Annotated in this window: 14 protein-coding genes and 1 tRNA gene; 5 read left to right on the forward strand and 10 right to left on the reverse strand. The window is 70.5% G+C overall.

Annotation, left to right across the window (positions count from 1 at the left end; all coding sequences use genetic code 11):
• Nucleotides 1-2: 2 nt before the first annotated feature.
• From tilS to dacB, 3 genes are all read right to left on the reverse strand, one after another.
• Nucleotides 3-977 carry a tRNA lysidine(34) synthetase TilS gene (tilS, locus tag AB0878_RS45185; protein ID WP_366588761.1) on the reverse strand — a complete coding sequence of 325 codons (975 nt, stop codon included), beginning with the start codon at nt 975-977 and terminating at the stop codon, nt 3-5.
• The gene (locus AB0878_RS45190) at nt 974-1990 is read right to left on the reverse strand and encodes a zinc-dependent metalloprotease (protein WP_366588839.1); all 1017 of its coding nucleotides are present in this window, start codon (nt 1988-1990) and stop codon (nt 974-976) included. Before AB0878_RS45190 ends, tilS begins: the two co-directional genes overlap by 4 nt.
• A gap of 91 nt (nt 1991-2081) precedes the next feature.
• Nucleotides 2082-4121 (reverse strand): D-alanyl-D-alanine carboxypeptidase/D-alanyl-D-alanine-endopeptidase, encoded by a 2040-nt coding sequence (gene dacB, locus AB0878_RS45195; RefSeq protein ID WP_366588763.1) that lies wholly within the window; start codon nt 4119-4121, stop codon nt 2082-2084.
• 357 nt (nt 4122-4478) lie between these two features.
• Here dacB and AB0878_RS45200 point away from each other — a divergent pair, with 357 nt between their 5' ends.
• Both AB0878_RS45200 and AB0878_RS45205 read left to right on the forward strand, forming a co-directional pair.
• Nucleotides 4479-5156, forward strand: coding sequence for a hypothetical protein (locus tag AB0878_RS45200; RefSeq protein ID WP_366588765.1), 678 nt, complete (start codon nt 4479-4481; stop codon nt 5154-5156).
• Nucleotides 5157-5480: 324 nt separating this feature from the next.
• A complete protein-coding gene (locus AB0878_RS45205; protein ID WP_326566764.1) occupies nt 5481-5996 on the forward strand; it encodes an inorganic diphosphatase in 516 nt (171 codons plus the stop codon).
• Between the two features lie 70 nt (nt 5997-6066).
• On the opposite strand, the gene AB0878_RS45210 is transcribed toward AB0878_RS45205, so the two are convergent.
• The 5 genes from AB0878_RS45210 to AB0878_RS45230 all read right to left on the reverse strand — a co-directional run bounded on the left by AB0878_RS45210 (nt 6067) and on the right by AB0878_RS45230 (nt 11465).
• Complete coding sequence (locus tag AB0878_RS45210; RefSeq protein WP_366588767.1) at nt 6067-7701, reverse strand: MDR family MFS transporter; 1635 nt, start codon at nt 7699-7701, stop codon at nt 6067-6069.
• A 123-nt stretch (nt 7702-7824) separates the two neighbouring features.
• Nucleotides 7825-8142: a ParB N-terminal domain-containing protein gene (locus AB0878_RS45215; RefSeq protein WP_366588769.1), complete on the reverse strand. Its 318-nt coding sequence runs from the start codon at nt 8140-8142 to the stop codon at nt 7825-7827.
• Between the two features lie 801 nt (nt 8143-8943).
• Nucleotides 8944-10215 carry a serine hydroxymethyltransferase gene (gene glyA, locus AB0878_RS45220; RefSeq protein WP_366588771.1) on the reverse strand — a complete coding sequence of 424 codons (1272 nt, stop codon included), beginning with the start codon at nt 10213-10215 and terminating at the stop codon, nt 8944-8946.
• A gap of 124 nt (nt 10216-10339) precedes the next feature.
• Entirely contained in the window at nt 10340-10858 is a 519-nt protein-coding gene (locus AB0878_RS45225; RefSeq protein WP_366588773.1) for a gamma carbonic anhydrase family protein, read from the reverse strand.
• Nucleotides 10859-10877: 19 nt separating this feature from the next.
• Nucleotides 10878-11465, reverse strand: coding sequence for a TetR family transcriptional regulator (locus tag AB0878_RS45230; RefSeq protein ID WP_285971906.1), 588 nt, complete (start codon nt 11463-11465; stop codon nt 10878-10880).
• Between the two features lie 122 nt (nt 11466-11587).
• Here AB0878_RS45230 and AB0878_RS45235 point away from each other — a divergent pair, with 122 nt between their 5' ends.
• A complete protein-coding gene (locus AB0878_RS45235) occupies nt 11588-12046 on the forward strand; it encodes a GreA/GreB family elongation factor (RefSeq protein ID WP_366588776.1) in 459 nt (152 codons plus the stop codon).
• A gap of 61 nt (nt 12047-12107) precedes the next feature.
• Here AB0878_RS45235 and AB0878_RS45240 read toward each other — a convergent pair whose 3' ends face one another.
• Nucleotides 12108-12536 carry a hypothetical protein gene (locus tag AB0878_RS45240; RefSeq protein ID WP_366588778.1) on the reverse strand — a complete coding sequence of 143 codons (429 nt, stop codon included), beginning with the start codon at nt 12534-12536 and terminating at the stop codon, nt 12108-12110.
• Nucleotides 12537-12702: 166 nt separating this feature from the next.
• Between AB0878_RS45240 and AB0878_RS45245 the strand changes: the two genes are divergently transcribed.
• Both AB0878_RS45245 and AB0878_RS45250 read left to right on the forward strand, forming a co-directional pair.
• Nucleotides 12703-12933, forward strand: coding sequence for a hypothetical protein (locus AB0878_RS45245; RefSeq protein ID WP_366588781.1), 231 nt, complete (start codon nt 12703-12705; stop codon nt 12931-12933).
• On the forward strand, nt 12905-13324 hold the full coding sequence (locus AB0878_RS45250) for a hypothetical protein (protein WP_366588783.1): 420 nt from the start codon (nt 12905-12907) through the stop codon (nt 13322-13324). The genes AB0878_RS45245 and AB0878_RS45250 overlap by 29 nt, the downstream gene beginning before the upstream one ends.
• 283 nt (nt 13325-13607) lie before the next feature.
• Here the strand turns inward: AB0878_RS45250 and AB0878_RS45255 are convergent.
• Nucleotides 13608-13681, reverse strand: a tRNA-Thr gene (locus AB0878_RS45255).
• Nucleotides 13682-13709 lie beyond the last annotated feature (28 nt).

The raw sequence follows: 13709 nt of genomic DNA on the forward strand, positions 1-13709 counted from the left end.
GGTCATTCCCCTCGGGTGGTGGGTTCGGGTCCGGACAGCGAGAGCCTGCCACGGCACCGGCGCGCCTCCAAGTTGCCCGGCAGCCAGACGCCGCCCTGCCCGCGCCAGCGCGCCACGAGCGCGTCGACCGAGCGCAGGTGCGCGTCGGTGAGTTCGCGCACGCCCGAGCCCAGCAGCCACCTGCGGAGAACCCGTCTCCGCAGTGCCGCGGGTTCGGCTTCGAGCACTGTCACGGCCAGCCCTTCGGGCCCGCCCGCGCGGGTGAGAATCCTGTCCGCGACTGTGTCCAACGCCTCGGTGTCGTCACGCAGCTGTGCGGCCGTTCGGGCCAACGCGGCCGCAACGCCACCGGCGAGCACGTCTTCCAGCAGCGGCAGCACTTCCGTGCGGAGGCGGACGCGGGTGAAGCGCGGATCGGCGTTGTGCGGGTCCTGCCACGGTTCGACGCCGAGCTCGGCGCAGGCGCCGCGGGTCTGCTCCCGCGTGACGCCGAGCAGCGGCCGGCCCCACGGCGGGTCGAGCGGGCGCATGCCGGCCAGCGACCGCGGTCCGGAGCCGCGGCCGAGGCCGAGCAGCACCGTTTCGGCTTGGTCGTCGAGGGTGTGGCCGAGGAGCACGAGTCCTCCTTCGCCGTCGGGCATTGCTTCGCGCAGCGCGCGGTACCTCGCGGTGCGCGCGGCGGCTTCGGGGCCGCCCTTGCCGGTGACGTCGACGGTGAGGATCTCCGTCGCATCCACTCCGAGCTCCTTCACGGCCACAGCGGCTCGCGCGGCGACTTCGGCGGAGCCGTCCTGAAGCCCGTGATCGACGATCAGCGCTCGCGTACGCAGCTTCAGGTGGCGCGCGACGTATGCCGTGGCTTCCGCCAGGGCAAGGGAATCCGCCCCGCCGGACACGGCGACGCACACCTCCGGCGGCGGCGTGTGCGTCGTCAGGAACTCCCGCACGGCCCGGCGGACCGCCGCGAGCGCGCTCACCCGTGCAGGCGCCGCACCCAGGCCGCGGGATCGCTGATCTCGGCCCGGGTCGGCAGCGTGTTCGGCGACCGCCAGACCGCGTTGAACCCCTCCATGCCGACGGCGTCCACCACGTGCTTCGTGAACTTCGCGCCTTCTTCGTACTGGCGGATCTTCGCGTCGAGCCCGAGCAACGCGCGCAGCATGCGGTCGAAGACACCGCCGCCCTGACGCCGCGCGCTGAAGCGCGAGCGGATCACGTCGACGGTGGGCACGACCTGCGGGCCGACGGCGTCCATCACGTAGTCGGCGTGGCCTTCGAGCAGCGTCGACAGGGCCAGCAGCCGGTCGAAGATCGCGCGTTCGGACGGCGACTGCAGCAGTTCGGCGATGCCGATGCCCTTGCCGCGTTGCTTCAGCGCCTCGGGCAGGCGGCCCACGAGATCGGACAGTCCGTCGGCGGAGTGGCCGGCGATGCCGGTGACGAGGCGTTCGACCTCGTCGGCGAAGTAGTCGCGCAGCCACCGCACGGCCGTGAACTGCAGGCGGTGCGTGCACTCGTGCAGGCAGACCCACAGCCGGAAGTCGTGCGCGTGCACCTTCATCGCGCGCTCCGCGGCGACCACGTTGGGCGCGACGAGCAGCAGCTGCCCTTCGCGTTCGGGGCCGCCGAAGGGGTCGTACTGGCCGAGCACGCGCGAAGCGAGGAAGGACAGCACCAGCCCCGTCTGCACGCCCGCGCCCGACGCCAGGATCGGGCCGAGCGGGCCGCCCTGCGCTTCGGGCAGCGCGCGGCCCGTGAGCGCTTCGAGCCCCGACGCGGCGGAGCGCACCCAGCCCGGCCGGTCGACGACCGTGCCCGGCAGCAGCGGCAGGTCCCTGCCCAGGCCCGTCAGCTCCCGCACGTGGCCCTCGGCCTCGGCCGTGAGGTCACGCAGGTCGGTGACCGCGCGCGCGGCCTCTTCCTTCGGCACCTGCGGACCACCGCGCACCAACCGCGCTCCGGTGGACGCCGCGAGGTCCCAGTCGACCATCGGCCGCCGTCGGGTCTCGGTTTCCTGGCTCACCTGTCCGACGCTACCTGCACGAGGGCACTTTGCCCGACTGAATCCGCAACCGATTCGCCTAGTTGCAGCCACACTTCCGCAGGGTGGTGGCCAGCACGTCGAGCGCGGCCTGGCCCGGGTTCTTCTCCGAGCCGTTGGACATGAACGCGAACGCGAGCACGCGGTTGTCGCTGTCGAGCACGTAGCCGGCGAGGGTGTTGACGCCGGTGAGCGTGCCCGTCTTCGCGCGGACCCAGCCCTTGCCCGCGGCCGAGTTCGGCGTGGCGTAGCGGCTGGCGAGTGTGCCGGCGGGGCTGCCGGCCACGGGCAGGCCCGCGAGCAGCGGGCGCAGCTTCGGGGTGTCCGGGTTCTTGCCGTCCGGCGCCGCGGCCTCGGCCAGCACCTGCGCGAGCAGCCGCGCGGGCACCTTGTTCTGGTTGGACAGGCCGCTCGTGTCGGACAGCTGCAGGCCCGTGACGTCGAACCCGTGGTCGGCCAGCACCTTTTTCACGGACGCGGCCGCGCCGGAGAACGACGCCTCGGCGCCCGCGGTCATGGCGACCTGGCGGCCGAGGGCGTCGGCGAGGACGTTGTCGGAGATCTGCAGCAGCGCGTACGCCAGGTCCGGCAACGGCGCCGACTGCACCTGCGCGACGACCTTCGCGTCGGCGGGCGCTTTGGCGGTGCCGGCGGCCTGCGCGCCGAGCTTGTCGGCGACGAGCTGGGTGAGCGTGGTCGCCGGGTTGCCCGACCGCGGCGTCTCGTCGACCGACGGGTTGAGGCGGCCGCCGTCGGCCATCGCGGGCACGATCGGCGCGCCGTAGGTCGACGGCGCGTCGCCGGGCTCCCAGCCCGGGGCGGTGGTGGGGCCGGAGTAGGCGCTGACGTCGACCTGCACCTTCTGGACGCTGGGGTCGGCCTTCTTGATCTGGGCGACGAGGTCGTCCACGTGAGCCGCACCGGGGTACAGCGGCGAGTCGGTGCCGATGGGCAGCGCCGTCAGCGACGGATCGCCACCGCCGACGATGATCACCGTGCCGGGCGTCGAGCCTTGAACGACCTTGGTGACGATGCGCTTCGTCGGGTCCATCGACAGCAGCGCGGCCGACACCGTGAGGATCTTCGTGGTCGATGCCGGGGTCAGCGGCGTGGCCGAGCTGTGGTCCCACAGGACGGAGCCGGTCGCGGGGTCGATCACGCTGCCGCTGAGCTGCGAAAGCGCCGACGCACCGGCAGGCCCGGCCAGCGCCGAGGCGACGCCGCTCGCGCTCGGGCCCTGGCCCGACGTCTCCGGGCCGTGCAACGCGAGCGTCACGGACGCGGGGTCGGGGCTGTCACCCTTCGGCGCATTCGGCGCCCACGGAAGGCCGAGCCGGTTGGACACCTGCGGCATCGCGGACGCGACCCCGGCCGCCGCGAGCACCAGCACCACGACCAGCCCGAGGACGATGAACTTCTTCTTGCCCCTCTTGGTTTTCGGCTCATCCGCGGGGGTCTCCCGCTGCGCCTCGCCGCTTTCCTGGTCGTCGTAGCCGCCGGCGAACCCTTCGGCGGGACGCTCGATCCCGACGGTCGCCTCCGCCGGGAACTGCCCGCCCGACGGCTCGATCCGCACCGGGCGCGCCTGCGTCCCCGACGCCGGCGGCACCGCACCCCGCGGCGGCTCCGGGAGGCCGCGGGAGCCTGGGTTTTGGAGGCTGTCCCACTGGGGTGCTTCGCGCGGGCCTTCGGGTTCCTTGCCGCTCTGGTTGGTGTGGAAGACGTCCCAGCGTTCTTCACGCGGGGACTCGGTGTTCTGGCGCTGGGATTCTTGGCGGTCTTGTTGCTGGCGCTGGGGTTCCTCGCGCTTCTGCTCATTGCGGAAGACGTCCCATTTGGACACGTCGATGTACTCGGTGCCGCTGTCGCTGTTGGCCGGTCCGGCGCCCTCGCCCGCCTCTTCCTTCGACGGCTCGGCAGCCTGGAACATCGCCCCGCCCAGACGCGGCTCTTCGTTCTGGCTCTGGTTCTGGTCGCCCTGGTTCTGCTCTCCGCGGCCCTGATCGCCACGGTTCTGTTCGTCGCGGTTCCGTTCACCCTCACCCGGGCGCGCCGGCCGCTCCACCGGCACCCAGGGCACAGCCGGCGGCACCCGCAACTGCTGAGTCGACTGATCGGACGGCCCCTGCTGCGACCGCTCCGACGAGGACAGCTCCTGACTCTGCTGGTTCTGCCCCGGCTGGTTCTGACCTTCCGTGCGGTCCTGCTGCCGGCCTTGCTGCCCGTGCGGCCTCTGGCCTTCCGCGCTGTCCTGCGCCTGCCCTGGCTGGTTCGGACCTTGCGACCGCAGGCCCTCCGAGCGGTCCTGCGCCTGCTCTGACTGGTTCGGACCCTGTGACCACAGGCCATCCGAGCGGTCCTGCTGGTTCCGCTCTTGCGGCCGCTGCCCCTCCGACCGATCCTGCTGCTGCCCCAACTGGTTCTGGGACTGCGGCCCATGGCCGTCTTGGCGGCCTCGCTGGCTCTGCCCCTGCAGCCATTGGCCGTCTGGACGGTCCTGCTGCCCTTGCTGGGACTGCGACCGTTGACCTTCCGGGCGATCCTGCTGCCCCGGCTGGTTCTCCCCCTCGGACCGCTGCCCCTCCGAGCGGTCCAGTGGCAGCCCTTGCGACCAAAGGCCTTGCTGTTGGCTTTGCCGGCCCTGTCCCGGCTGGCCCTGACCCTGTTGCTCCCGGCCCTGCTGGGACGCACCTTGCTGCTGCGGCTGACCTTGCTGCTGGCCCCACGGCGCGTTGCCGGGCTGCTGGCGGCCTGGCCCCTGCGGCGGCTGCCGGCCTTGCTGGGGCTGGCTGCCCTGATCCTGCTGACCGAACAGGCCCTGCCCCTGCTGGGTCTGGCTCCGCTCGCCCTGCTGCTGCTGCCCCGGCGTCTGCTGGTTCTGGGCCTGTGGCGCTCGCGGCTGCTCGCCCGGCCGTGGCCCCAGCCGGTCGGCGAGGTCCTGCCGCGGCTGTCCCGGCTGTCGCATCTGCGCGGACTGCCCCGGCTGGCTCGGCTGTCCCTGCTGACCCGGCTGCCCGGGACGCTTCTCGACCGGAGTGTTCAGCCCCGGGATCAGTTCAGGAGGCACGTTCGGCTTGAACCAAGACCCCGGCGGACGCTCGCCGGAGCCCGGTGAAGAACCCGTGGGCGGTGTGACGTTCGGCACGGCGAGCCGGTCCGTGACGGTCTGGCCGGGCTTGGGGATGGGGAAGCGCGCCGTCGCGCCACCGGTGCGCGACGACGTGTCCTCGTCACCCTCGGGCCACATCGGCTGGTCGTTGTCCGGCACCCACCACTCCTTCTCACCTGCCCGGAAGGGGCCAAGGTCACATGCTGCCTAGCCGACATCCATGGGACCCGGCGGCAGCGCGTAGTCCACACTAGTGACGTCAATGAGGTGATTACGGTTGCCGCCCACGACGTGTGGGATACCGAGATTCGAGAAGCAGCGAGGACGGCCGTGGAGTTCGACGTCACGATCGAAATCCCCAAGGGGGAGCGCAACAAGTACGAGGTCGACCACAAGACCGGTCGCATCAAGCTGGACCGGACCCTGTTCACGGCGACGCAGTACCCGGCGGACTACGGCTTCATCGACGACACGCTCGGCCAGGACGGCGACCCGCTCGACGTGCTCGTGCTGGTGCAGGAGCCGACGTTCCCGGGCTGCCTGATCCGCTGCCGCGCCATCGGCATGTTCCGCATGACCGACGAAAAGGGTCCGGACGACAAGGTGCTGGCCATCCCGACCAACGACCCGCGCCTGGAGCACCTGCGCGACATCCACCACCTCAACGAGTTCCACAAGCTCGAGATCCAGCACTTCTTCGAGGTCTACAAGGACCTCGAGCCGGGCAAGAGCGTCGAGGGCTCGTCGTGGGTGGGCCGCGCGGAGGCCGAGGCCGAGATTTCGCGGTCGTACCAGCGTGAGCAGGACCGGCTGGCCAAGGAAGAGGTCGACGGTCCCGCTCACTGAGAGCGACCGAAAACACGCGAAAGGGCCGTTCACCCCGGGTTGGGGTGAACGGCCCTTTCGTTGATCTTTTTCAGTGCGCCAGCGCGAGCGCTTCCTGCTCCGAACGCTGCTCCATCGCCGACTTGTCCGAAAGCGGCTTCTCCTTAAGGAGCCAGACCAGGGCGAACCCGACCGTCAGCACGATCCCGCCGACCAGGAACACCGTGCTCATCGAGCCGGCGAACCCGTCGAGGATCGGGCGGGCCAGCACCGGGTCGAGGTGGGCGAGGAACGAGGTGTCGTTGACGTCCACGCCGCCGTTGGCCATCTGCTGCGCGAACTCCGGGTGCTGGGCGAGCGCGGCGACGTACGACGGGGTCGCCATCGCCGAGCGCACCGCCGCCGTGATCCGGTCACCGACCGTGCCGAACAAGATCGAGAGGAACACCGCCGTCCCCGCCGTGCCGCCGATCTGGCGGAAGAACGTGGCCGACGAGGTCGCGACGCCGATGTCCTGCGGGGCGACGTCGTTGGTCGCGGCCAGCTGCAGCGTCTGCATCGACGCGCCCAGGCCCAGGCCGATCACGAACGCGATCGCCATCACGACGCCCAGCGACGTGGCCGCGCCGATCGTCGACAGTCCGAACAGCGCCGCCGCCATCAGCCCGAGGCCGGCCACGGCGAAGACCTTGTAGCGGCCGGTCCGCGAGATCACCGCACCGGAGCCGAGGCTCGCGACCATGATCCCCAGGGTGAGCGGCAGCATCTGCAGGCCCGCCTGCGTCGGCGTCGCGCCCTTCACGATCTGCAGGTACAGCGGCAGCGACATCATCGCGCCGAACATGCCCGCGCCCTGGATCACCGTGACCAGCGTGGCCACCCGGAACACCGGCCGGCGGAACAGCCGCAGCGGCAGCAGAGCCGCGTCGCCCATCCGGCGTTCCTGCAGGACGAACAGCACCACACCGACGAGCCCGATCGCGTACATCCCAAGCGACCCGGGCGAACCCCAGCCCCACTCACGCCCCTGCTCGGCGACGATCAGCAGCGGCACCAGCCCCACCGTCAGCGCGCCGGCGCCGAGGAAGTCCACGCGCTGCTGCACGCGGGTGTGCGGCAGGTTCAGCACCTTGCTCACCACGACCAGCGCGGCCAGGGCGATCGGGACGTTGACCAGGAAGACCCAGCGCCAGCCCGTGATGCCCGCGAAGGAGTCCAGCCCCGCGAAGAACCCGCCGACGACCGGTCCCGCCACGCTCGAAATCCCGAACACGGCCATGAAGTAACCCTGATACTTGCTCCGCTCCCGCGGCGCCGTGATGTCCGTGATGATCGCCAGCGCGAGCGACATCAGCCCACCGGCGCCGAGGCCCTGGAACGCGCGGAACGCGGCCAGCTCGTACATCGAGCTCGCGAACCCGCTGGCCATCGAGCCGGCCAGGAACAGCGAGATCGCCGTGAGGTACATGGGTTTGCGCCCGAACAGGTCGGACAGCTTGCCGTAGAGCGGCGTCGAGAGCGTCGCGGTGATCAGGTAGGCCGTCGTGGCCCACGCCTGCAGGCTCTGGCCGTGCAGCTCGTCCGCGATCGTCTTCATCGCCGACGACACGATGGTCTGGTCCAGCGCGGCCAGGAACATGCCGAGCATCAGCCCGGACAACACGGTGAGGATCTGCCGGTGCGACAGCTTGCCGGTGCCCCCTTCCGCGGTGATGGTGGCGGTCATCTTGGTACTCCCTCAAGTCTGGTCGAGCAGTTGCTTGTATCCATCAACTACTTTCAGGTTGCAACTGTTCCCGGAAAGCTTGTATGAGGCAAGCAAGTAGGGTGTGATGCTGCTCGCAGGGAGTTACAGGTGCCCTCTGAGCAGGGCGAAGTCGGCTTCCCGCATGGGCCGCGCATGACCCGGCCGGGGACTCCGCGGCTCCTCCACCAGCGCGACGGGCACCTCGCCGAGCCCCAGCCTCACCGCCACGGCGATGCGGTGATTGCCGTCCAGGATGGCGAACTCCTCGTTGAACCCCAGCCTGAGCGGGGTGAGAATCCCACGCCGCGCGATGTCCGCGGCCAGCTCATCGAGATGTCGCGGCGTATCCACCAACGCAGACCCGACCAACTCCCGATCAACGGCGCGATACCGCACGACGAGCCCCGTCGGCAGGAACACGGCCGGCAGGCGAAGAGGCGAAATGGGCTCATCATCGCCCGGCCCGCCGCCGACTCGCTCCGTTCTGACGGCTCCGCTCCCAGCCGCCGGCGGGCCCGTTCGCCACGCGAACGGTCCCCTCGCACCACCACCACGGCACGAACGGTCCACTCGCGCCCAAACCCGCGAAACGAGCCGTCCTCTCACGCCAGGTCCGCGGCGCGAGTGGTCCCCTCACACCACCCGCTCGGCACGACTGGACAGCTACGACCGCCAACCCGACCGACCCTCTCACCCACCGCCACGACCGCTCACCTTGCGCCGCCGGCACAGCACGAACGGTCCCCTCGCAACACCGACACGGCGCCAGGGGACCCCTCGCACCTAGCCCGCGGCGCGAACGGTCCCCTCACACCAAGCCGACGACACGAGCGGTCCCGCCGCACACTCGGCACAGCTGGACCCGCGCGCCAGCCGGAACGACGGCTCCCTCACAACATCGACACCGTACGAACGGTCCACTCGCACCGCGTCCGCTCCGCGAACGGTCCACTCGCAACGCCGACGGCGCACAAACATTTCCCCTCGCGGCGTCGACATGGCACCAATGCACCCCTCGCACCAAACCTTCGAGCTCGAACGGTCCCCTCACAACTAACCCGCCGCGCGAACAGTCCCCTCGCGACGTCAACACGGCACCGACGGACGCCTCGCACCAAACCTCAGCCCGAACCGTCCCCTCGCGCCAGGTCCGCGGCGCGAACAGTCCCCCCGCGCCAACCACCAAGCACGAGGGGACCATTCGCCCAGCGAAAGGCAGACTCAGGCGATGTAACCCGGAATCGGGAACGGCTCCAGGAACTCCCGGATCTCAGCGGCGATCCGGTCCAGTTCCGCGTCCGGAGAGGACCCGGCCGCGGCCACGACCGTCCGGTCGATCCACTCCGCCACCTGCACCTGGTGCTCCGGCAGCAGCCCCCGCGTGGTGATGGCCGCGGTGCCCAGCCGGATGCCCGACGGGTCGAACGGCTTGCGCGGGTCGAAGGGCACCGTGTTGTAGTTCAGCTCGATCCCGGCGCGGTCCAGGGCCTGGGCGGCCGGCTTGCCCGCCACGTTCTTGTTCGTCAGGTCGATCAGCAGCAGGTGGTTGTCCGTGCCGCCGGAGACGAGGTCGTAGCCGCGGTCGAGCAGCGCCGACGCCAGAGCCCCGGCGTTCGCGACGATCGTCTGCGCGTAGGTGGCGAAGGACGGCTGCGCAGCCTCACCCAGCGCGACCGCGATGGCCGCAGTCGTGTGGTTGTGGGGGCCGCCCTGCAGGCCGGGGAACACGGCCTTGTCGATCGCCTTCGCGTGTGCGGCGTCCGAAAGGATCATCGCGCCACGAGGGCCGCGCAGGGTCTTGTGCGTGGTGGTCGTGATGACCTGGGCGTGGCCCACCGGCGACGGGTGCGCGCCGCCCGCGATGAGGCCGGCGATGTGGGCGATGTCGGCCACCAGCACGGCGTCCACTTCGCGCGCGATCTCCGCGAAGCGCGGGAAGTCGATGGTGCGCGGGATGGCCGTGCCGCCGGCGAAGATCAGCTTCGGGCGGTGCTCCAGGGCCAGGTCGCGCACCTGGTCGAAGTCGACGCGGCCGGTTTCCTTGCGCACGCCGTAGCGGACGGCGTTGAACCACTTGCCCGTCGCGGACACCGACCAGCCGTGGGTGAGGTGGCCGCCGTCGGGCAGGGCCATGCCGAGCACGGTGTCGCCGGGCTGTGCGAAGGCCAGGTACGCGGCCAGGTTCGCCGGGGAGCCGGAGTACGGCTGCACGTTGGCATGGTCCACGCCGAACACGGACTTCGCGCGCTCGATCGCCAGGTTCTCGATGGGGTCGATGAACTGCTGGCCCTCGTAGTAGCGCTTGCCGGCGTAGCCCTCGGAGTACTTGTTGGTCAGCACGGTGCCGGTGGCCTCGAGCACCGCGCGCGAGACGTAGTTCTCCGACGCGATCAGGCGGATCTTGTCGTGCTGACGCTTCGCTTCGTCCTCGACCAGCCCGGCGATCTGCGGGTCGGCGGCGGCGAGCGTCGAAAGGGAGGGCTGGTGTGTCATCACGTCTCCGGTTCTGAACCGGCCGGGGCACCCAGGCGCGCGGTGCCGGCCTCGTCGTCGCTTCCCGGTGGTGCTCCACCTCTGATGGCGCCAGTCGCAGCTGCGTGCCGGAGTTTAGTGCACGTCAGACCGGCTTGGAGCCCTCCCGGTGCCGTCGCGCGAGCTCCTGGTAGATCCCGGCGTTGTGCTCAACCCACATCCGCGCCGAATCGGTGAGCGGCACGAACTTCTTGGCCGGGCTGCCCATCGCGATCACTTCCTCGGGCACCTCCGTGCCGGGCGTGACCGTCGAGCCCGCGGCGATCAGCGACCGCGCACCGATCATGGACCCGTCGAGCACGGTGGACCCGTTGCCGATCAGCGCCTGCTCGCCGATGGTGCAGTCGTGCACGAGGCACTGGTGCCCCACGGTCACGTTCTTCCCGACCTCGGTCAGTGTCCCGCCGCAGTGGATCACGGAGTTGTCCTGCACGTTCGCGCCCTCGCGGATGATGATCGGCCCGAAGTCGGCGCGGATCACGGCGCCGTACCAGACCGAAGCGTCCTTCTCGACGGTCACATCGCCGATCAAGGTGGCGGTGGGGGCGATCCAGGCGTCCGGGTGGACCTGCGGGCTGGCGCCCTCGAAGGAGAACAGAGGCATGCCAGCACCCTAAGTGGCGTCAGCGATAACCCGCGAAGCAGAGCGCCTCGACGTCACCGCGCAGGCTCTCGAACGGCCGCGGCCGCACCCGCTGCTGCACCACGGCGCCGAGCAGGTAGCTCAGCAACGCCCGGGCCCGCGCCCGCGGATCGTCGACGTCCAGCGGCGCCAGCAGTTCCGCGAACAGCTCGGTGATCGACGTCAGCATCGCGTCGATGGCCTGCGGGTGCTGCGCCCGCCCGGCCGCGATCCAGTACTCGAACCACAGGAACGCGCCGTTGGGCCGCTCCGCGAATTCCGCCAGGTACGCCTTGGTCACCTCGAACAGGCGCTCGCGCGGGTCGTCGAACTTCTCCCCGACAGCACGCAGGTCTGTGGCGAAAGTCGTGATGTGGGCGGCCATCGCGCGGTCGATGAGCACGTCGATGTCGGCGAAGTAGTAATGGATCGCGCTCTTCGTGAGCGGGCCCGCGTCGGCGATCGCGCGTACCGTGCAGCCGGCGAGCCCGTCTCTGGCGAGCACGACTCGTGCGGCCTCGACGATCTGCTCCTGCTTCTGCAGCTGGTTGGGCGACAGCTGCGCGCTGCGGCCGGGTACGGCGGTCACGGTGATCCTCGTTACGTTATTCAGGACGACAGCCCCGAATCCTAGGGCAGACGTCCCATCGCGCCCTCTCGGGTGAAAAAGCGGATTGGCCACCCCGGTCCGCACAGCGGACAATGCCCGGCATGGTGATCTCAGGGGACAAGGGGCTCAGCGAGGCGGCGCGCCGCCAGCTGGAGAAGGAAATAGCCGACCTGCGCGCGCAACGGGCGGCGCTCGCGCCGCAGCCCGGCGAGCAGGAACGCACGGGGGACGCGGCCGACCAGGCCGACGTGATCGACCGGGCCGAGGCCGCCGCGCGGCTGGAGCGCCAGATCTCCGACGTCGCCGCCAAGCTCGAACACGGCGCCTACAACAGCAACCTGCTTCCCGACGGCACGCGCGTCTCCCTGCGCTTCGCCGACGGTGACGAGGAAGTGCTCAACGTCGTCACCCTCCCCGGCGAGGACCTCGACTCGGTGACGTCGGACAGCCCACTGGGCCTCGCCCTGGTCGGCGCCAAGGCCGGCGACAAGATCACCTACCGCACCCCGCGCGGCGAAGCCACCGCCACGGTGATCGAGCTGACCCCGCCGGAGGACTGACCACTTCGGACTCCACGGATCGGGCTGCCGGGCACCACGCCTCGGCAGCCCGATCCGTCTTTCACCGACGCTGGTCGAGCGTCTCCGGTTTGTACGCGTAGATCAGCCCTTGGTCGGCGACGACGTGCCAGTCGGTGTCGCAGACGCGGGCGGTGCTGCGTTCCTGGCCGGCGGGCCACCAATCGGCCGACAGGGTCGCGGGGGTCGCCGACGCGGGACCCTTGACGCAGGTCGCGGGCAGGCCCGAGGCGCCCGGCGTGTAGCGCAGGATCCGTTCGGACCCGGTGGTGCGGATGGCTTCCGTGACGGCCGTCGCGTCGTCGGGGACCCAGGCCGGCAGACGCGCGTCGGCGTCGGCCTTGCCGAGAGCGCCGGTGTCGTAGGCGACGTTCTTGACGTGCTCCGGCCCGTCCGGCGCACACGCGGTGACGGTCGCCAGTGCCGCCGCGATCGCCGCGAACCAGATCGCGGTTTTCCCGATTTCGTTCATGCCACCGAGTCAATCCGGGCGCATTCGCGGCAGCATCGGCTTTCCGGTCCGAAGCCGCGGGCCGGATGGCCGACTCAGCGGTTGTCTTTCGGCTCTTCCGGCTCCACTGCGTACGACGTGATCGCCAGCGCGGTGTTGACGGCCGAGATCGTCGTCGTCAGCTTCGGTGCGGGGCGAGCAGGCCTGGGCGAGCGTCCGGCAGCAGCACAAAGTGCGCGGCTCCGCGGTTTCGGCGGTGTCCAGCGAATGGCAGCCGTCGATGGCCGACCAGAAGCTCATGGCCAAGAACTTCCGCAAAGCCGAGTGCACCTACAGCTTCGCCCGCCCCGCGCCGGATGACTGGGAGCGCGCCTTCGCCGCGGCGCACCGTGAGGGCAGAAACGCACAAAGCGCGTGAGCAGGAGAACTCCGAGGAACTGCTGCCAGTGCTGTGGAGCGCCTCGTCGCCACGTGCCGGATTGCTCGACACGCTGCCGCACCGGCCGCCCGTACCCGGCCGGCTGTCGGTCGCGCTCGCGGTGGTGGCGCGGACTCCGCAGGGCAAGATCGGGATGCACCACGTGACCCGGCATCAGCACGATCAGATGGGCCGGCCGCTCGAGACGCTGTTCGACGTCGGATACGGCGCCCTGGCCCGTGGGCTGAAGATGGCGGTCCGCGGTTCAGGCGAGGACGCGCTGGTGTCGATCACCCGGGAGAACCTGCCGGCGGCGGCCGCCGTCGCCCTGCCCGACCGGTACTCCCAGCTGGCCCGCACCTCGGCGGTGGCGACCTGCTCGTCGGCCTGACGTGTCCGGACGAGATGTTCGTCGTCCGCGGGGGCAGTGGGTTGGCGGACACCGTCCGGGAGCAGGTGCTCGCTTCGCCCCACGAGCCCACGGAGCTGGTCCCCTCCGCGCTGCGGCTCGGCCCCGGCGGGCTGGAGCTACTCGCCGAACGCAGCGCGTGAGCCCGAGGACAAATGTCCCCTCAACGGGTGATCTTCTCGAACTGAACCAACCGGCTTCAGGTGGACACCCACCACACGAATCAGGGCCCATCCGAGGAGTCTCGGATGGGCCCTGACCTGGGAGCCGCCTGGGGGAATCGAACCCCCGACCTATTCATTACGAGTGAATCGCTCTGGCCGACTGAGCTAAGGCGGCATGTCGGGTGGCTGGCGCCGTCCGACGG

Origin of the sequence: Amycolatopsis sp. NPDC047767, assembly GCF_040704195.1 — a bacterium.
Taxonomy (GTDB): Bacteria; Actinomycetota; Actinomycetes; order Mycobacteriales; family Pseudonocardiaceae; genus Amycolatopsis.

Bases quoted from the DNA above. Each gene is read 5' to 3' on its own strand.
- AB0878_RS45190 (WP_366588839.1), bottom strand. From the start codon at position 1,990: ATGGTCGACTGGGACCTCGCGGCGTCCACCGGAGCGCGGTTGGTGCGC.
- AB0878_RS45200 (WP_366588765.1), top strand. From the start codon at position 4,479: ATGGCCGTCTTGGCGGCCTCGCTGGCTCTGCCCCTGCAGCCATTGGCC.
- AB0878_RS45210 (WP_366588767.1), bottom strand. From the start codon at position 7,701: ATGACCGCCACCATCACCGCGGAAGGGGGCACCGGCAAGCTGTCGCAC.
- glyA (WP_366588771.1), bottom strand. From the start codon at position 10,215: ATGACACACCAGCCCTCCCTTTCGACGCTCGCCGCCGCCGACCCGCAG.
- AB0878_RS45225 (WP_366588773.1), bottom strand. From the start codon at position 10,858: ATGCCTCTGTTCTCCTTCGAGGGCGCCAGCCCGCAGGTCCACCCGGAC.
- AB0878_RS45235 (WP_366588776.1), top strand. From the start codon at position 11,588: ATGGTGATCTCAGGGGACAAGGGGCTCAGCGAGGCGGCGCGCCGCCAG.
- AB0878_RS45240 (WP_366588778.1), bottom strand. From the start codon at position 12,536: ATGAACGAAATCGGGAAAACCGCGATCTGGTTCGCGGCGATCGCGGCG.